Source organism: Nocardioides sp. NPDC101246, assembly GCF_044767415.1.
Classification (GTDB): Bacteria; Actinomycetota; Actinomycetes; order Propionibacteriales; family Nocardioidaceae; genus Nocardioides.
The window spans coordinates 193,218-209,755 of the sequence record NZ_JBIWNX010000010.1 but is presented as its reverse complement, the minus strand read 5'-3'; the positions used below and the strand labels follow the sequence as shown (position 1 = coordinate 209,755).

General features: G+C 69.6%; 17 protein-coding genes. 7 read left to right on the top strand and 10 right to left on the bottom strand.

The genetic code is table 11. The annotated features are described in order from the left end of the window. Positions 1-73 precede the first annotated feature (73 nt). A complete protein-coding gene (locus ACIRON_RS19660) occupies positions 74-2,374 on the bottom strand; it encodes an MMPL family transporter (RefSeq protein ID WP_402994611.1) in 2,301 nt (766 codons plus the stop codon). A 93-nt stretch (positions 2,375-2,467) separates the two neighbouring features. After that, complete coding sequence (locus tag ACIRON_RS19655; RefSeq protein WP_402994609.1) at positions 2,468-3,508, bottom strand: LLM class F420-dependent oxidoreductase; 1,041 nt, start codon at positions 3,506-3,508, stop codon at positions 2,468-2,470. A gap of 23 nt (positions 3,509-3,531) precedes the next feature. On the opposite strand from ACIRON_RS19655, the gene fgd reads away from it, so the two are divergent. Continuing rightward, entirely contained in the window at positions 3,532-4,536 is a 1,005-nt protein-coding gene (gene fgd, locus ACIRON_RS19650) for a glucose-6-phosphate dehydrogenase (coenzyme-F420) (protein WP_402994607.1), read from the top strand. An 8-nt stretch (positions 4,537-4,544) separates the two neighbouring features. Here fgd and ACIRON_RS19645 read toward each other — a convergent pair whose 3' ends face one another. Both ACIRON_RS19645 and ACIRON_RS19640 read right to left on the bottom strand, forming a co-directional pair. Continuing rightward, complete coding sequence (locus ACIRON_RS19645) at positions 4,545-4,973, bottom strand: hypothetical protein (RefSeq protein ID WP_402994605.1); 429 nt, start codon at positions 4,971-4,973, stop codon at positions 4,545-4,547. Then, positions 4,963-5,154, bottom strand: coding sequence for a helix-turn-helix transcriptional regulator (locus tag ACIRON_RS19640; protein ID WP_402994603.1), 192 nt, complete (start codon positions 5,152-5,154; stop codon positions 4,963-4,965). The genes ACIRON_RS19645 and ACIRON_RS19640 overlap by 11 nt, the downstream gene beginning before the upstream one ends. A gap of 269 nt (positions 5,155-5,423) precedes the next feature. On the opposite strand from ACIRON_RS19640, the gene ACIRON_RS19635 reads away from it, so the two are divergent. The 5 genes from ACIRON_RS19635 (at position 5,424) to ACIRON_RS19615 (ending at position 9,647) form a co-directional block, all read left to right on the top strand. Next, the gene (locus ACIRON_RS19635) at positions 5,424-6,386 is read left to right on the top strand and encodes an RNA polymerase subunit sigma-70 (RefSeq protein WP_402994601.1); all 963 of its coding nucleotides are present in this window, start codon (positions 5,424-5,426) and stop codon (positions 6,384-6,386) included. 97 nt (positions 6,387-6,483) lie between these two features. Continuing rightward, entirely contained in the window at positions 6,484-7,266 is a 783-nt protein-coding gene (locus tag ACIRON_RS19630; protein ID WP_402994599.1) for an SDR family NAD(P)-dependent oxidoreductase, read from the top strand. A 20-nt stretch (positions 7,267-7,286) separates the two neighbouring features. After that, the gene (locus tag ACIRON_RS19625; protein WP_402994597.1) at positions 7,287-8,012 is read left to right on the top strand and encodes a hypothetical protein; all 726 of its coding nucleotides are present in this window, start codon (positions 7,287-7,289) and stop codon (positions 8,010-8,012) included. A 106-nt stretch (positions 8,013-8,118) separates the two neighbouring features. Next, complete coding sequence (locus tag ACIRON_RS19620; protein WP_402994595.1) at positions 8,119-8,997, top strand: glycerophosphodiester phosphodiesterase family protein; 879 nt, start codon at positions 8,119-8,121, stop codon at positions 8,995-8,997. A 29-nt stretch (positions 8,998-9,026) separates the two neighbouring features. After that, on the top strand, positions 9,027-9,647 hold the full coding sequence (locus ACIRON_RS19615; RefSeq protein WP_402994593.1) for a TetR/AcrR family transcriptional regulator: 621 nt from the start codon (positions 9,027-9,029) through the stop codon (positions 9,645-9,647). 532 nt (positions 9,648-10,179) lie between these two features. On the opposite strand, the gene ACIRON_RS19610 is transcribed toward ACIRON_RS19615, so the two are convergent. After that, a complete protein-coding gene (locus ACIRON_RS19610; RefSeq protein WP_402994591.1) occupies positions 10,180-10,404 on the bottom strand; it encodes a hypothetical protein in 225 nt (74 codons plus the stop codon). Between the two features lie 21 nt (positions 10,405-10,425). Between ACIRON_RS19610 and ACIRON_RS19605 the strand changes: the two genes are divergently transcribed. After that, positions 10,426-10,548, top strand: coding sequence for a hypothetical protein (locus ACIRON_RS19605; RefSeq protein ID WP_402994589.1), 123 nt, complete (start codon positions 10,426-10,428; stop codon positions 10,546-10,548). Positions 10,549-10,636: 88 nt separating this feature from the next. On the opposite strand, the gene ACIRON_RS19600 is transcribed toward ACIRON_RS19605, so the two are convergent. The 5 genes from ACIRON_RS19600 to ACIRON_RS19580 form a co-directional block, all read right to left on the bottom strand. Continuing rightward, on the bottom strand, positions 10,637-11,896 hold the full coding sequence (locus ACIRON_RS19600) for a DUF222 domain-containing protein (RefSeq protein WP_402994587.1): 1,260 nt from the start codon (positions 11,894-11,896) through the stop codon (positions 10,637-10,639). Positions 11,897-12,438: 542 nt separating this feature from the next. After that, positions 12,439-13,518: a hypothetical protein gene (locus ACIRON_RS19595; RefSeq protein WP_402994585.1), complete on the bottom strand. Its 1,080-nt coding sequence runs from the start codon at positions 13,516-13,518 to the stop codon at positions 12,439-12,441. 19 nt (positions 13,519-13,537) lie between these two features. Then, positions 13,538-14,302, bottom strand: a complete 765-nt coding sequence (locus tag ACIRON_RS19590; protein WP_402994583.1) for a heme ABC transporter ATP-binding protein — start codon at positions 14,300-14,302, stop codon at positions 13,538-13,540. After that, a complete protein-coding gene (locus ACIRON_RS19585) occupies positions 14,302-15,336 on the bottom strand; it encodes a FecCD family ABC transporter permease (protein ID WP_402994581.1) in 1,035 nt (344 codons plus the stop codon). The genes ACIRON_RS19590 and ACIRON_RS19585 overlap by 1 nt, the downstream gene beginning before the upstream one ends. Next, entirely contained in the window at positions 15,333-16,472 is a 1,140-nt protein-coding gene (locus ACIRON_RS19580; protein WP_402994579.1) for a hemin ABC transporter substrate-binding protein, read from the bottom strand. The genes ACIRON_RS19585 and ACIRON_RS19580 overlap by 4 nt, the downstream gene beginning before the upstream one ends. Positions 16,473-16,538: the final 66 nt, after the last annotated feature.

Here is a 16,538-nt window from a genome sequence, read left to right as displayed (position 1 = left end):
GAGCGACCGGGCCGAGCGACCCGAGTCGTAGGGCACATCGTAAAGACACTTCGCCGAATCCGCAGCCGGGGCCTCAGTACTGGTCTGGATACCGGCCGAGATCGCGCGGCCGGCGCTGCTGTGGTGGCTGACCCCGGAGGTCCCGGGACGGTCGCGGGCCGCGCATCGGCGGGGGCTGGCGGAGCTGGTGCTCGAGCAGTTGATGGGGCTGCGCCGGCATCGGCCTCCGAACGACCGCCGGCTGTGGGGGACGAACCTTCGCGCGTCCGTGGGCGAGCCTGCTCGGCCACCAGATGACGTCGCCCAGGTCGAGGTTGATGGCGGTGACCAGGATGGAACGGACGACGAGGGTGTCGAGGAGTACGCCGAGGGCGATCGCCAGGCCGATCTCAATGAAGCTCACGTGCGGCAGCGTGGTGAGCACCGCGAACGTCGCGGCCAGGACGATGCCGGCGCTGGTGATGACGCCGCCGGTCGCCGAGAGTGCGACCAGGGAGGCCCGCCGGGTGTCGCCGTGCTCGACGACCTCCTCACGGACCCGGTGCATCAGGAAGATGTTGTAGTCGATGCCGAGCGCGACCAGGAACACGAAGACGAACAGCGGGAACTCGCGGCCCTGCCCGGCGAATCCCATCGCGTCGAAGATGATCGCCGAGAGGCCGAGTGCGGCGCCGAAGCTGAGTACGACCGTGGCCATCAGCAGCACCGGGGAGAGGACCGAGCGGAGCAGGATCATCAAGATGATCAGCACCAGCCCGAGCACCAGCGGCATCACGACCTTGGTGTCCCGGTCGGTCGCCGCGGCCATGTCGAGCTGGATCGCGGCGGTGCCGGTGGCCAGCGCGTCGGCGCCGTCGACGGAGTGGACGACGCTGCGTACGTCCTCGACGGTGTCGAACGACGCCTTCGACATCGGGTCGGTGGACAGCGGGACCGCGGTCAGCGCGACCTCGTGGGTGCCGTCGGTGACCGGGGTGACGCCCTCGTAGCCGGCCTTCGTGAGCGCCCCGACGACCTCCTTCTCGGTGCCCGGGGCCGAGACGACCTGGATCGGGTTGGAGGGGTCGCCGAGGTCGTGCTCCTCGAGGACCCGGTCGCCGATCAGCGAGGGGAAGTCCTTGGTATAGGTCTCCGAGCTGTCCAGGGTGGTGATGTTGAGCATCGAGAGCCCGCCGCAGCAGGCCAGCAGGACCGCGGCGGTGCCGATCCAGACCGCCCGGGGCCGCTTCCGGATCCAGCCGCCGAGCCGCGCCCAGATACCGCCGGTCTTCTCGCCGCTGGTGCCGTACGCCGGTTTGACCGGCCAGAACACCCAGCGACCGGTGATCACCAGCAGAGCCGGGAGCAGGGTCAGCATCACGACCAGCCCGGCGACGATGCCGATCGCGCAGACCGGGCCGAGGCTGGCCGTCGACCCCATGGTGGCGACCATCAGGCCGAGCATGCCGACGGTGACGGTGCCGGCCGAGGCGATGATCGCGGGAGCGGACCCACGCAGTGCCGCCGCCATGGCCTTGTGCCTGTCCTCGTGGCGTCCCAGCTCCTCGCGATATCGGGCGATGAGCAGCAGCGCGTAGTCGGTGCCGGCGCCGAAGACGAGCACGTCGAGGATCGCTCGGTTCATCTGGTTGAGGGTCAGGCCGGCGTACTTCGCACAGAGATAGACCACGCCCATCGAGACGACCAGCGCGACCAGCACCGAGACGAGCGGGAGGAACCACAGCACCGGGCTGCGGTAGGTGATCAGCAGGATCACGATGACGACGCCCGCCGCGGCGTAGAGCAGCGCGCCGCCGATGCCGGCGCCGGCCTCCATCTGGTCGGCGGTGGAACCGCCCGCGCCGCCGATGTAGACGTCGACGCCGTCGATCTTCGTCATCTCGACCAGGTCGTCGCGCAGGTCGAGCAGCGCGGTCGGGTCCTCGTCGGCGTAGTTGACCACGAGCGAGACCGTGGCGACCTCGCCGTCGGCGGAGACCAGTCCGTGCTTCTGGCCCTTCTTCTCCCCGGTCGGGTACGCGATCGCCGGCATCACGGGCTGATCGGGCTTGCTCTCCTGGGTGACCACGCCGTCGAGCGAGGCGATCTCGGGGATCTGCAGGGTGATCGCGGTGTAGTCGGACTTCGTCAGGCCACCGTCACGGTGGTAGACGATCGTCGTGGTCAGGTCGTCGGGGTCCTGGACCTTGGCGAGCTCGTCGATCGCCCGCGTCGACTCCGCGTTGGCCGGGAGCCAGTCGGAGTTGTCATGGGACTCGACATCGCCCAGCTTGCCGGTCAACGGCCCCATCAGTACCAGCATCACCAGCCAGAAGCCGAGCACGACCCACTTGGTCACGGGTCCCGTGATGGCGCTGACGATCCGCTCAGACATATGTCAATGCAACCAATGCCCGCGGGGGCACGGTCACAGGGGGACGGCTGGGCCGGCCGTGGGTGTAAGCGAGTTCACAGCCGGCCGAGGAAATCAGGCCAGCCACTCCTTGACCTGGGCGATCGAGGCGAGGCCGTCGGTGCCGAAGGCGGGGGTCACCTGGAGGCTGGTCACGCCGGCCTCCTTGAACGCCGCGATCCGCTCCTTCACGAACGACTCCGGTCCGACCAGGTTGCCGGCCTCGAGCCAGGCCTCGGGGACCTCGGCCTCGGCGTCGCGCTTGTGCCCGTCGAGGTAGAGGTCCTGGATCTTCTTGGCCGCGTCGCCGAAGCCGTACTTCACGGCCATGTCGTTGTAGAAGTTCTTGCCGCGGGCGCCCATACCGCCGACGTACAGCGCCAGCAGGCCGCGCATCGTGTCGCGGTGGCGCTTGGCCTCGTCGGGGTCGTCGGTGATCGCGAGCAGACCACCGGCGGAGATCTCCAGGGGCTTCAGGTCGGGGGAGCGCTTGGCCAGGCCCTTGTCGATCGCCTCGCCCCAGACGTCGCGGGCCTTGTCGGGCAGGAACTGGAAGGGGAGCCAGCCGTCGGCGACCTCGGCGGTCATCGCGACGTTGTTGTCGCCGAGCGCGGCCACCCACAGCGGGGTGTCGGCGCGCTCGGGCCGGTTGAGCAGCTTGAGCGGCTTGCCGAGGCCGGTGCCCTGGTCGGCCGGGAGCGGGATCTTGTAGAGCCCGTCGCTCTGCAGACGCTCGCCACGCAGCCCGGCGCGCAGCAGCGCGATGATCTCGCGGGTGCGCGTCAGCGGCTTGTCGTACGCCACCCCGTGGAAGCCCTCGATGACCTGAGGCCCGCTCGCGCCCAGGCCGAGGATGGCCCGGCCGCCGGAGACGTTGTCGAGACCGGCCGCGGTCTGGAGCAGCGCTCCCGGCGTACGGCTGTAGATGTTGAGGATGCCCGCGCCGAGCTCGACGGTCTCGGTCTTCGCGGCCAGGTAGCCGAGCAGGGAGACCGCGTCGAAGCCGTACGGCTCCGCGACCCAGAGCTGGTCGAGTCCGGCCTTCTCCAGGCCGACGACCTGGTCCGCGGTGTCGCGGGGGTTCCCGAAGTACGTCAAGGGCATCGCAAGCTTCATGCCGAGGAGGCTACCGTGACCGTGTGACGGAGATCAGGTTCGGATACAAGGCGTCCAACGAGCAGTTCGCACCCACGGAGCTGTTGAACTACGGCGTGATGGCGGAGGAGCAGGGTTTCGACTCTGTCTTCATCTCCGACCATCTCCAGCCCTGGCGGCACGACGGCGGACACGCGCCGTTCGCGATGACCTGGCTGGGCGCTCTCGGCGCGCGCACGGAGCGGATCGTGATGGGCACCTCGGTGCTCACCCCGACGTTCCGCTACCACCCGGCGATCGTGGCGCAGTCCTTCGCGACCCTGGGGTCGCTCTTCCCCGACCGCGTGGTGCTCGGGATGGGCACCGGTGAGGCGATGAACGAGGCCCCGCTGGGCATCGAGTGGCCCGAGGGCAAGGTGCGCTTCGCACGGTTCCGCGAGGCGGTGCGGGTGATCAAGAAGCTCTGGTCCGAGGACCGGGTCACCTTCGAGGGCGACTACTACCAGCTCGACCGGGCGACCATCTACGACAAGCCGTCCACGCCGGTCCCGATCTACCTGGCCGGCAGCGGCCCGGCCGCGACCAAGTACGCCGGCCGTGCCGGTGACGGCTACATCACCACCTCGGGCAAGGGTGCCGAGCTCTACACCGACACGCTGCTCCCGGCCGTACGGGCCGGCATCGAGCTCTCCGAGCGCAAGCCGGCCGACGTGGACATGATGATCGAGGTCAAGGTCTCCTTCGACCACGACCTGGAGCAGGCGATGGAGGCCACCCGGTTCTGGGGCGCTCTCGGTCTCACCCCCGAGCAGAAGCACTCCGTCGAGGACCCGGTGGAGATGCAGCGTCTCGCCGACGCGCTCCCGACCGAGGCCACCGCCCGCCGTTTCATCGTCTCGACCGATCCCGACGAGCACGTCGCCCGGATCAAGGAGTACCTCGACATGGGCTTCACCCACCTCGTCTTCCACGCCCCGGGCCCGGACCAGGCGAAGTTCCTCAAGCTCTACGGCTCCGAGATCCTGCCGAAGCTCCGCGGCCTCGTCTGATGCTGTGGTCAGCGTCGAGCGAAGTACCAGTTCGACGCTGACCACACAACGGTCAGGAACACGTAGTAGAGCACGATCGGCATGGTCAGGCCGCTGTTGTAGAACTCCGTGTAGTCGACGATCGCGTACACGGAGAGGAAGAGGAACGGTGCCGACAGCGAGACTCCGCCGACCACGGCGAGGCTCCGGACGGCGATGGAGCGGTCGCGTTCGTCCTTGAACTCCAGGGCGCTCACCCTCTCGAAGTCGCCCGTTGCGCCGACGCGCGCGGCGAGCGCGACGATGATGCAGACGACGAGCCCGAGCGACATCACCACGACGACCGGCCACACCTGCCGAATCGCAGCGGCCAGCATCAGGACGACGATCACCGCGCAAGAGCCGAGGTTCCACTTGGACATCGGCACCCGGCGTACGCGCATCTCGCTACGGGACATGGAACATCTCCTCCACATTGGTGTCGAAATAGCGAGCCAGGTGGACGGCGAGGGTGAGCGAGGGGTCATAACGCCCGGCTTCGATGGAGTTGATCGTCTGTCGGGAGACGTTGACCGCCTCGGCCAACGCCTGCTGAGTCAGGCCCGCCGCCGTACGGAGGTCCTTCACCCTGCTCTCCATGCTGCTCGTCTCCTGCTCGATTCAAGGAATGACAAGCGTGCTTGACATCCGGAGTCGTGTCAAGCGTACTTTCCATCGCCGTGGTCGCGGTGAGCTGAGAAATGAGCAGGGCCCCGGCCGGGAGCCCCACTTCACTCGCAGCGGCCGGGGCCCTGGGAGGACCGCCCCACATACGTGGTACGCCGCGTGAATCGGTTGTGTTGCACGAGTTTGTGACCGGTTGCGAAATTCATCTCGGAGAACGCGGGCAGGGCTTACGCTCGCCAGGCATGGAGCCGTTCGTGGATGCCGCCGAGAAGCACCGGCGCGAGCTGAGGGTGCACTGCTATCGGATGGTGGCGAGCTTCGACGAGGCCGAGGACCTGGTGCAGGAGACCCTGGTCAAGGCGTGGGAGCGGCGCGACCAGCTGACCGACCCCGAGGCGATGCGGGCGTGGCTCTACCGGATCGCGACCAACACCTGCCTCGACTTCCTGCGTCGCAACGAGCGGCGGCCCAGGACGTACGCCCCGCTGCCGGGGTTCGACCACGGCACCGGCGAGCCCCCGGAGTTGCTCGAGTGGCTCCAGCCGTTCCCCGACTCCCTGCTGGAGCCGGAGCGTCCTGAGGACGAGGCGGTCGCCCGGGAGACGATCGAGCTGGTCTTCCTCACCGCGATCCAGCACCTGACCCCGCAGCAGCGGGCGGTGTTCGTCTTCCGGGAGGTGCTCGGCTGGTCGGCCGCTGAGACCGCGGACGCGCTCGACGTCACCGTCGCCACGGTGAACTCGCTGCTGCAACGGGCCAAGCCCGCGCTGCGCCGGCATCTGCCCGAGGACCGGTCGACCTGGCGCACCGAGGGGCCGACCGAGGAGGAGCGCAAGGTCATCGACGCCTACATCGCCGCGGGGGCGAGCAACTGGCGCGAGGGCATCGCCGATCTGCTGACCAGCGACGCCGTGCTGACCATGCCGCCGAACCCGTTCTGGTTCTCGACCCGCCAGGCGCTGCTGGACTTCGTGCTGCCCAACCTGGACCCGTCCTCGCCGACCTACCTCGGCGAATGGCGGTTCGTCCCGGCGAGCGCCAACCGGATGCCCGCGGTCGCGGGCTACGTACGCCGGCCCGGGACCACGATCTACCGCCCGCAGACGCTCGACGTGCTCCGGGTCGTCGACGGCCGGCTGGCCCAGATCACCACCTTCGAGCCGCATCTCTTCCCGGCCTTCGGGCTCCCGCAGGCGTTGACCTGAGAAAAGTTTCGCGTGACCCGATGAGTTGCCGGCGCTGCGTACGTCCTAACCGGCAGATCGCGCACGACGGGTGCGCGAGAGGAGCTCAGGAGACACCATGAACGCACAGCTTCAGGACCGCACCGCCATCGTCTGGGGTGGCGCGGGCGACATCGGCTCGACGACCGCGAAGGCCTTCGCCGAGGCGGGTGCCAAGGTCTATCTCGCCGGCCGCACCGAGGCCACCCTCGCGGCCAGGGCAGCGGAGGTCGGGGCGGCCGGCTACGGGGTGGTCGACATCCTCGACGAGGACGCCGTGGTCGCCTTCGTGGAACGGGTCGTCGCCGAGACCGGCGCGCTCGACATCTCGTTCAACGTCGCCGACCGCGGCGACATCCAGGGGCAGGCGCTGCTGGAGATCTCGGCCGCCGACTACACCCGGCCGGTCGTACGCGGCATCACCGGCTCCTTCCACACCGCCCGCGCGGCGGCCCGGCAGATGGTGGCCCAGGGCCGCGGTGTCGTGCTCGCACTCGACTCCGGCTCCGCACGCGGCTCGGCGCCCGGCATGGGCGGGACCAGCGCCGCCGACGGGGCCCTCGACGCGCTCGTCCGTGATCTGGCCGCGGAGGTCGGTCCTTCGGGCGTACGTGTCGTGGGGATCTGGACCGCCGGGATCACCGAGACCTTCACCGCGGAGAAGTTCGAGCGGGTCCTCGGGACGCGGCTCCCGGAGGAGGCCCTCGACGGGATCCGGGCGAACCTCGACGGCATGCGGATGACCAAGCGGTCGCCGCGGCTGCAGGAGGTCGCCGACACCGCGACCTTCCTCGCCTCCGACAGCGCCGGGGCGATCACCGGAACCTGGCTCAACGTGACCAGCGGCATGCACCCGAGCTGAGCCGGGTTAAGGTTCCCGGCATGTCCTGGACCAGGGGTGAGCCGCTCACCGACGTACATCGGGAGCGGCTCATCGCCGCCGGGCTCGCACCGGAGGTGCTTGCCGGGCTCGAGCTGAGCGAGATCACCGGATCGTTGCCGGATTGGTGGCACGAGGGCGGCAACGCGCTCTACCTGCGTGACGGGTTCCCGCTCGACCAGCGGCTGATCGAGCTGCTCGGGTTCTACCCGTTCTCCGACGCGCTGATCGTGGTCGCGACCGACATCACCTCGATGCAGGCGCTGCTGGTCGGCGGCGACTCGCCGACGATCTTCATCGGCCCGAACACGAGCATGGTGTGGGGCGAGATCTACTGTGGCGGCGGCTCCGCGGTGATCCTCTCCGGTGGCCTGGTCGCGACCTCGCGCGCGCAGATCGATGCCCGCAACGGCGGTTCGATCGTGGCTGCCCCCGACCAGCTCTGGGCGGCCAACGTCTACATCGCCACCGACGACATGCACCGGCTCGAGGACGGTGAGACGGGGCAGCGGATCAATCCGTACGGCGCCAACATCCGCTTCGGCGAGCACGTCTGGCTCGGCCGTGACGTGATCGTCACCGGTCACGCCGAGATCGGTGACGGAGCCGTCGTCGGCATGCGCGCCATGGTCCGCAACCAGAAGGTAGAGCCGCGTACGGCCGTGGCCGGCGTCCCCGCGCGGCTGATCCGCGAGAACATCGTCTGGTCCGGCGAGGACACTCCCTGAAGGTGCCGTACTGGCTGCGGTTGATCAAAAGATGGCCCGCCGCTCGTAACGTCCCATTCACATTGCGCCCGCCGCCGCGTCGCTGCCGGCACGCACGCTTGGCGCCATGGCATCGGCCTCCCGCCCCCTTGTGATCGGCCATCGCGGAGCGCCCGGCTATCTGCCGGAGCACTCCCTGGAGTCCTACCGCCTGGCGCTGCGCCAGGGCGTGGACGCGCTCGAGACCGACGTGGTGATGACTCGTGACGGGGTGATGGTTCTCCGGCACGAGAACGAGCTCTCCCGCACCACGGACGTCGCCTCCCGCCTGGAGTTCGCCGATCGGCGTACGACCAAGGTGATCAGCGGCAAGAAGTGGACCGGCTGGTTCACCGAGGACTTCACCTTCTCCGAGCTGCTCACCCTCGGGGCGCCGACGACGAGCCAGCCGATCATCACCCTCGACACCCTGCTGCTGCTCGTCGCCGACGAGTCCCAGCGCCGCGGGCGGCGGGTCGGACTGCACGTGGAGGTCAAGCACCCGACGTACTTCGCCTCCATCGGCCTGCCTGTCACCGAGACCCTCCTGCAGACTCTCGCCGACCACGGCGTCGAGGCCTGGAACAGCCTCCCAGGGCTGCCCACCCAGCGGCTGTGGCTGCAGAGCTTCGACGAGGCCTGGGTGCGGGAGATGAGCACCCGCACCGAGCTTCCGCTGGTACAGCTGGTCGACAAGAAGTGGGGTGCGGTCGACTGCGCCGAGATCGCGACGTACGCCCAGGCCATCGGCCCCAAGAAGTCGATGGTCCGCAAGAAGGGGCAACCGCCCACCGGGTTGGCCGACGAGGCCCACCGACACGGCCTGCTGGTCTTCGTCTGGACCCTGAAAGCAGGACGTGACCAGGCGAATCGCCTCTTCGAGGCCGGAGTCGACGGGGTGTTCGCCGACTACCCGAACCGTCCGATCGCGGCCTTGGCCGACATCACACAGGTACAGACCGCCTGAGGCTGGCGCCCGCACGTAGGGTGTGGGGTATGCCGCCCCTCAATGCGGACCGTGCGGTCCTGATCGCAGCTCGGGAGGTCCTGCTCAGGGATCCCCGCGCGACCATGGCAGCCGTCGCCGAGGAGGCCGGGATGGGAGTGGCCGGGCTCTATCGCCGCTACGCCAACAAGCAGGCTCTGCTGCGGGCCGTCGCCGCCGACAGCTACCGCCGCTACATCGCCTTCGCGGAGGCGGCGCTGAGCGACACCGACGACCCGTGGCACGCGTTCACGGGTTTCCTGCGCCAGGTGCTCGACGACGGACTCCCGCGGATCACCCTCGCCCTGCGTGACGAGGTCAGCTTCGACCAGGGCCTCCGTGACCTGGACAAGCTCGCCGTACACACCACCAACCGCCTCCTGCGTGGCGCCCGCGGCAGCGGCATCCTCCGCCCCGACGTCACCCGCGCCGACATCACCGTGCTCCTCGAGCAGATCAGTCGTATCGACGTAGGAGATGACGTACGCAGCGCCGCCCTGCGCCGCCGCTACCTCGCCCTGGTCTGCGACGGTCTTCGTGCCGAGGCTGCCAGTCGCCGGCTTCCGGGGCCGCCTCCGCACGAGGCCGAGCTCATCGGGCGATGGGAGACGGGTATTTCGAGCGTGTCCTAGGTACGCCTCGGGGCGTGCTTCTTGGGTCGCTGGCCGCCGACCCGTTACGGATGGTGTTCTCGCCGAACCCCGGAGTAAAGGACGGCCTTCGGCCGCCGGCTTCGCCGGTCGCCTTCGGCGATCCTTGACACCGGGCTTCGTCGAGAATTTTGGCTGGCTATCGGGTCGGCGGCGGGGTTTGGCGCGGATTCCCTGGGTCGGGTACGGGCTTGGGAGTTCGGGTCGCTGGCTCCTTGATGGAGCGGCTGGGTCGCGGGGCTTTTACAAGACGATGACACCTTGTGAAGGATTCACAAGCGCCTGGCTCGGAGCGGGTGGCGCTTTGGTTGCCTCGGCGGCGGGGACGGCGCCAACGGCGAGGCTGCGGGCACCGTGCCCTGGCGAGATGTTGATTTCCCATGTTCCAGAATGTGCGGAACCAACCGTGGCGTGCGCAGCATCGGCATCCGCAGGGGCCGTCGTCCCAGCGATCTGGTCGGGTCAGCGGGTCGGGTCAGCGGGTCGGGTCAGCGGGTCGGGTCAGCGGGTCGGGTCAGCGGGTCGGGTCAGCGGGTCGGGTCTGCGGGTCGGGTCTGCGGGTCGGGTCTGCGGGTCGGGTCTGCGGGTCGGGTCTGCGGGTCGGGTCTGCGGGTCGGTGGTCGGCGCGGTCGGTGGTCGGCGCGGTCGGTGGTCGGCGCGGTCGGTGGTCGGCGCGGTCGGTGGTCGGCGCGGTCGGTGGTCGGCGCGGTCGGTGGTCGGCGCGGTCGGTGGTCGGCATGGTCAGCGGTCGGCATGGTCAGTGTCCAGTCGGCTCACCCTCCAGCACGGGTGCGGTCCGGTGATCGGCAGCGGACCGGCGATCCGCACCGGGTTCGAGGGCTGGCCGTGGTTCGACGACGTCAACCCCAACGGGTCGCGTTAACGAGCGCGCACTGATCGTCTCGGCAGCCATGGACGTGTAGCGGCGAAGAACGTGGATGGTGGGCGGTCTGGTTTCGGGCGTGACCGGTTCAGGTCCGTCGGGTGAACCGGATTCGTCCGTCCGGGAGGCGTTCATAGGTGGAGCCGGCGTGGATGCGGCGGTGGTCGCTGGGGCACAACAGGACCATGTTGGCCAGGTCTGTTTTGCCGCCTTCGGACCACGGTTTCAAATGATGAGCTTCGGTCCAGGCGGCGGGGGCGTCGCAGTCTTCTGCTTGGCAGCCTTGATCACGGAGCCGCAAGGCTCGGTGTTGGATCGGATGCGCCAGGCGGGCGGTGCGCCCCAGGTCGAGGACCTCGGAGTCGGTGCCCAGCACGACCGGGACGAGATCTGCGTTGCAGGCCATGCGGCGGGCTTCGGCGGCGGTGATCTGGTCGCCGTCGAACCCGAGGGCTGCGGTGCCGAGGTCCTTGTGGAGGTCCTCCACGTTCATGGTGATGAACATCGTGGTGGCGTGCCCGCCGTGTCTGGGCAGCAGGTCGACGTCGTAGGTCTCGACCACGCGGGCGAAGGCCTGGCCCAGCAACCGGTCATACGGAGCTTTGCGGCCCTTGTCCTCCGCGGACCACTTCCGGGGCTGGGCCAACGAGTCCAGGATGGTGCGCAACCGGATCCCGATCGCGCGGGAGACACGGGCGTGGAGGTCGATGGTGCCGTCGCCGTTGTCGCGGGAGGAGAAGAACGTGCGGCGTTGGGCGTGCTCTTCCTCGCGTTGTAGCGCTTTGGCCTCTGCCTGCTCGAATCGTTCGGGGTCGATCTCGGCGAGGATCCGTTTCCCGACGATCCGCAGTTCGTTGGCGGTCAGGCGGGTGGCGTGGTCGACCAGCAGCTTCTCAGCCAGGACCAGGTGCTCAGCACTCGCAGCGGGGTCGGCCTCGATGGCGTCCAACGCTTTGGTGATCACGCGGGCCTTGTCCTGGGACACCACACCCTCGGCCAGGCCGGCGGCGACGAGGTCGTACTTGGCCACGCCTGCGGCGAGCTTGATCTGGGAGCGGGCTACGGCCTTGTCGACCAGGAGGTCGGTCCGCATCCATCCGGAGGCATCCTTGGCGCCGGTCTCCTCGGCGATGTCGCCGGCGGTGGCCAGGACCCGCAGCTTCACTGCGGCCTGTTGGGCGTGGATCTTCTCCAGCCGTTCCAGCAGGTCCTTCTTCTGGCCGGTACGCCAATAGGCCGGGTCACTCGTGAGTAGGTCGTGGAGGGAGGATTCGATGGCGGTCAGGGCGGCGTCGATCGGGTCGCCGGGCTGGCTGCCCCAGTGGTCGAGATCGTGCTCGAGACTCATCGTGATCCTCCCTTCAGAGGTGTGTCGTGATGGGTCTGATTCTACGCCCGGAACGGATACCTAGCCACCTATAGGTGCAGGTCAGGAGGCATTTTCGCGGTGAGCGAACGACATCGTCCCTGTGGATGGTAAGTGGCCCGAAGGGCCACCCCTCCACCCCCACAAGCCCCACCTGCCGCAAGACGTTTCCGCTGCGCCACACCCGGGCCGCCGCCCCGATAGCCAGCCAAATCTTTTCTCGATCTGGTCCGGAGTCCAGGACCGCCGAAGGCGGCCGGCGAAGCCGGCGCCCGAAGGGCGTCCTTGACGCCGGCCCAGATCGAGAACACCCTCCAGGAAAGGGTCGGCGGCCCACGGTCCCAAGAAGAAACAGTCCCCGACAAACGCCAGAACGAACTCAACAAGGTCGAAACACCCCGACCAGACCCCCGAAACTGACCGTGTTGGTCTCGACACGCTCGCTGGCGCTCGCGGCTCGACCAGCGAGGGGGCGCGGCTCGACCAGCGCGAGAGACAGGTCTCGATCAGCGGAGCGGGCTGGACTAAGCAGCCGCCCGACGCCTCCGCGAGACCACGATCGAGAAGATGACAGCGCTGATCAGCACCAGCAGACCGCCGCCCGCGAAGGCGTACGCAGGGAGGTTCTGCTCCAGCCACGGCTCCGAGGTCGCGGCGGCGACGGGGCTCGCCACCCCGAAGGAGACCTCCGGCTGCGCACCGGAGGCGGCGCCGCTGAGGCGGAGGGTGTGGGTGCCGGCGACGGTGTCCGCGGGCAGCTGCAGCACGCCGGCGACCTCGCCGCCGGCGCCCGCCTGCAGCGGTCCGACCGCGGCGACGCCGTCGTCGAAGGTCGCGGTGACCTGCTCGCCGGGGGTGAAGCCGGCACCGGTGAAGGAGAGGACCCTTCCGACGACCGCGGTGCTGCGGTCGACCTCGGCCTTCGGCTTCCCGGTCGCGAACGGCGCGGCCGGCGCGGCCGAAGGGGCCGGAGCCGCCGAGGCTCTCGGCGAGGTCGGTGCGGTCGGGGTCGCGGAGGCCTGCGGCGTGGCCGGAGCCGCGCCGCTGCTCCGGAACGACACCGGGGTGAAGGTCTCGTTGTTGGCGTTGGTGACCCCGTGGGCCCCGACGGTGATCACTCCGCAGGTGACCTTCAGACAGTCGATGGTGGTCGCCCGGCCAGCTCGGTCGACGGCCTGGAAGCTTGCGCCGGGGATGACGAGCGAGGTCGACCAGCTGCCGTCGGCGCTCATCCTCCCGCCGTTGGCGGCCGAGCCGGTGTCGGAACCGGGGAAGGCGACGTACCGCTGGTAGCCGGCGTTGTCCTTCGCCTCGCTGTCGGGCACGTAGAAGTAGTCGCGGCCGGTCTGGCCGCCGCGGGAGGGCTGCCAGGTGCCCTTGACGGTCCCGAAGAAGACGTAGACGCCGCCGTGACCGTTCTTGATCGACTGGAAGCCGTTGCCCGAGACGGTGACCGTGGTCGCCCGAGCGCTGTCGGCCACCGCCTGCCCCGAGGTGCCGGCGATGGTGACGCGGGCCGCGGCCGAGGCGGGGGAGACCGGCAGGGCGAGGAGAGCGAGGGTGGCAGCAGCCGCTGCGGGGGCGGCGAGGAGGCGGGAGGTCATGGGATGTCCTGATCAGGAGTTACGGATGGATACGGCTGGGGACGACCAGCAACCGGCCGTCGTGCTCGATGACGTCGACCGGATGCTCGTAGACCGTCCCGATCAGGTCTGCGTCCAAGACCTCACGAGGTGGTCCGTCGGCGATGACCTCGCCGGCGGCGAGGACGACGATGCGATCCGCGTACGCCGCTGCCACGGACAGGTCGTGCAGCACCGCGACCACGGCCGAGCCCTCGGTGGCGAGCCGGCGGGCCTCGGCCAGCACCTGGTCCTGGTGCCGCAGGTCGAGGGCCGCGGTGGGCTCGTCGAGCAGGACCAGCGGCGTGGCCTGGGCGAGCACCCGCGCGAACGACGTACGTCCCTTCTCACCGCCCGACAGTGTCGGGAACGTCCGCGAGGCGAGCGGCTCGATGTCGGTGCGAGCCATCGCCGAGGCGACGACCTCGTCATCGGCCGCCTCCGAGGCGGTGCGCGCCCACGGCGCCCGGCCCATGCGTACGACCTCGGCGGCCCGGAAACCGAAGGCGAGCCGGTGCTCCTGGGGGAGCACGGCGCGGCGGCGGGCCAGGGGGAGCTGCTTCCAGGCGCTCAACGGGGTCCCGTCGAGCGTGACGGTCCCGGCGGAGGGGGCCAGGTCGCCGGCCATCACGGAGAGCAGGGTGGTCTTGCCGGCGCCGTTCGGGCCGACGAGCGCGACCACCTCACCGGGGGAGACCGAGGTCGTGACGCGGTGCAGGATCGGGTGGCCGGCGAGGCCGACGGACACCTCGGAGAGCGACAGCATCAGGCCCAGCCTCCTGCCGAGCGGCGGCTGCGGCGCAGCAGCCAGAAGAAGAACGGTCCGCCGACCAGCGAGGTGAGCATGCCGATCGGCAGCTCGGCGTAGGGGACGGCCGTGCGGGCGAAGAGGTCGGCCAGCGAGAGCAGCAGCGCACCGCCGAGCGCGGAGGCCGGCACCAGCACCCGGTGGCCGGGCCCGACGACCATCCTGACCAGGTGCGGCACGACCAGCCCGACGAAGGCGATGATCCCGGCGAAGGAGACCGCGGCCGCGGTCAGCATGGCGACGAGCACGATCGAGAACATCCGCAGCCGTTCGACGTTGACGCCGACGTGCCGGGCGGCCCGGTCGCCGAGCGCCAGCAGATCAAGCCGACGGGCCACGAGAAGAGCACCGAGCACCCCGAGACCGACGAACGGCGCGACGACGGCGACGTAGATCCAGCGGGTGCCGTTGAGCGAGCCGAGCTGCCAGAAGACGATCTCCTCGCGGGCCTGGGTGTCGCCGAGGAAGAGCATCAGTGCGAGCCCGGCGCCGGCGAGGGCGTTGACCGCGATCCCGGTCAGGACCAGGGTGACGACCTCGGTGCGGCCGTCGGCGCGGGAGAGCAGGTAGACCGACACCGTGGTCACCAGGCCGCCGAGGAAGGCGAGGACCGGGATGGTCCAGGCGCCGAAGAAGGTGAGCTGGTAGACGATCGCGATCGCCGCCGCGAACGCCGCACCGCTGGAGACGCCGACGACGCCGGGCTCGGCCAGCGGGTTGCCGAAGACGCCCTGCATCAGCGCCCCGGCGGCCGAGAGCGCGGCCCCGACCAGCACCGCGAGCACGACCCGCGGGAAGCGCACCTGCCACAGGGTGACATCGCCCTGCGGATGCTCCGGGAGCGGTCCGAACGGCAGTCCGATGCCGTGCAGGAAGGAGCCCACCACCTCGGCGGGCGGGATCGCGAGCTGTCCGCGTCCGGCAGCGACGACCACGGTGGCCACGAGCGCGACGGTGAGCCCGCCGATCAGCGCGCCGGCGCGCAGGCTCACTCGGCCCCGTCCTCACCGAAGGACGGCTCGGCGGACTCCGGCGCGTAGATGGCCACCGCGAGCGAGTTGAGCACCTCGGACGTACGCGGTCCGTAGCCCAGGATCGCCGAGTCGGTCATGTCCACGAACCGCCGGTTCTGGCCGGCGGGGGTCTGGGCCAGCGCGGGCAGCCGCTCCAGCAGCCCGTCGACGCCGCCGGCCGACTCCAGCCCCTTGGTCATCATCAGCACCAGCTCGGGCTGGGCGGAGATGATGCCCTCGTCGGTGACCGGCTTCATCCCGTTCCACTTGATCTCGGCCGCCACGTCGTAGCCGCCCAGGGCGGTGATCAGCGAGTCCGCTCCGGACTCCTCGCCGAACATGTAGTAGACGCCGGCCTGGCCGCGTACATAGAGAAAGACCGTACGCAGCCGGGTCTGCTCCGAGGTCGGCGCGACCTTCGCGATCTCGGCCTCGACCCCGTCGATCTCGGTCTCGGTGCGCTCGGCGAGCTGCTTCCCCTGGTCGGGGACACCCAGCGCAGTGGCGATCTCCATGGTGAGCGGGCCGACGTTGTCGAGCGAACGCTCGGAGTCCACGACCACGACCGGGATCCCGGCGTCGCGCATCTGCAGCACCACGTCCCAGGGCCCGAGGGAGGTGTCGGTGAGGATCACGGTCGGGTCCAGCTCGAGGATCTTCTCGGCGACCAGCTCGTGGCCGGTTCCGGTGACCAGCGGCAGGTCGGACGCCTCGGTGAACTGCGTCGAGATGTCGCGACCGACCACCGAGGAGCCGAGGCCGAGGTTGAAGACCGTGGTCGAGATGGTGGCGTAGATGTCCAGCGCCAGGATGCGGGAGGTGTCCTCGACGGTCACCTTCGTGCCCTGGGAGTCGGTCACAGTGACGGGGAGCCGTGGTTCGGGGGTGGTCTCGCTGATCGGATCGACGGCCTGCTCGGTGAGCGAGGCGTGGGTCGCACCGTTCCAGGCGCGCGGGTCGTCGAGCACCTCGGCCTCGGCCAGCGGAATGGCGGATGTCGCGTCCGCATCCGTGTGGGAGCCGGTGCCCGGCAGTCCGGAGCAGGCGGTGGTCAGCAGCGCGATGGTGGCGACCAGGCCGACCGCGCGCACCAGGGCGCGAGGGGAGTGAAGCACGGGGGGAGGTCCTCTCGGGGCGTTACCAAACCTGGTAAGGCCAGGCTTAATTAGGGCAGGCTTATT

Excerpts from the sequence above, each read along its gene's own strand:
- ACIRON_RS19660 (WP_402994611.1), bottom strand. The coding sequence starts at position 2,374 with ATGTCTGAGCGGATCGTCAGCGCCATCACGGGACCCGTGACCAAGTGG.
- ACIRON_RS19655 (WP_402994609.1), bottom strand. The coding sequence starts at position 3,508 with ATGAAGCTTGCGATGCCCTTGACGTACTTCGGGAACCCCCGCGACACC.
- ACIRON_RS19645 (WP_402994605.1), bottom strand. The coding sequence starts at position 4,973 with ATGTCCCGTAGCGAGATGCGCGTACGCCGGGTGCCGATGTCCAAGTGG.
- ACIRON_RS19640 (WP_402994603.1), bottom strand. The coding sequence starts at position 5,154 with ATGGAGAGCAGGGTGAAGGACCTCCGTACGGCGGCGGGCCTGACTCAG.
- ACIRON_RS19635 (WP_402994601.1), top strand. The coding sequence starts at position 5,424 with ATGGAGCCGTTCGTGGATGCCGCCGAGAAGCACCGGCGCGAGCTGAGG.
- ACIRON_RS19630 (WP_402994599.1), top strand. The coding sequence starts at position 6,484 with ATGAACGCACAGCTTCAGGACCGCACCGCCATCGTCTGGGGTGGCGCG.
- ACIRON_RS19625 (WP_402994597.1), top strand. The coding sequence starts at position 7,287 with ATGTCCTGGACCAGGGGTGAGCCGCTCACCGACGTACATCGGGAGCGG.
- ACIRON_RS19620 (WP_402994595.1), top strand. The coding sequence starts at position 8,119 with ATGGCATCGGCCTCCCGCCCCCTTGTGATCGGCCATCGCGGAGCGCCC.
- ACIRON_RS19615 (WP_402994593.1), top strand. The coding sequence starts at position 9,027 with ATGCCGCCCCTCAATGCGGACCGTGCGGTCCTGATCGCAGCTCGGGAG.
- ACIRON_RS19610 (WP_402994591.1), bottom strand. The coding sequence starts at position 10,404 with ATGCCGACCACCGACCGCGCCGACCACCGACCGCGCCGACCACCGACC.
- ACIRON_RS19600 (WP_402994587.1), bottom strand. The coding sequence starts at position 11,896 with ATGAGTCTCGAGCACGATCTCGACCACTGGGGCAGCCAGCCCGGCGAC.
- ACIRON_RS19595 (WP_402994585.1), bottom strand. The coding sequence starts at position 13,518 with ATGACCTCCCGCCTCCTCGCCGCCCCCGCAGCGGCTGCTGCCACCCTC.
- ACIRON_RS19590 (WP_402994583.1), bottom strand. The coding sequence starts at position 14,302 with ATGCTGTCGCTCTCCGAGGTGTCCGTCGGCCTCGCCGGCCACCCGATC.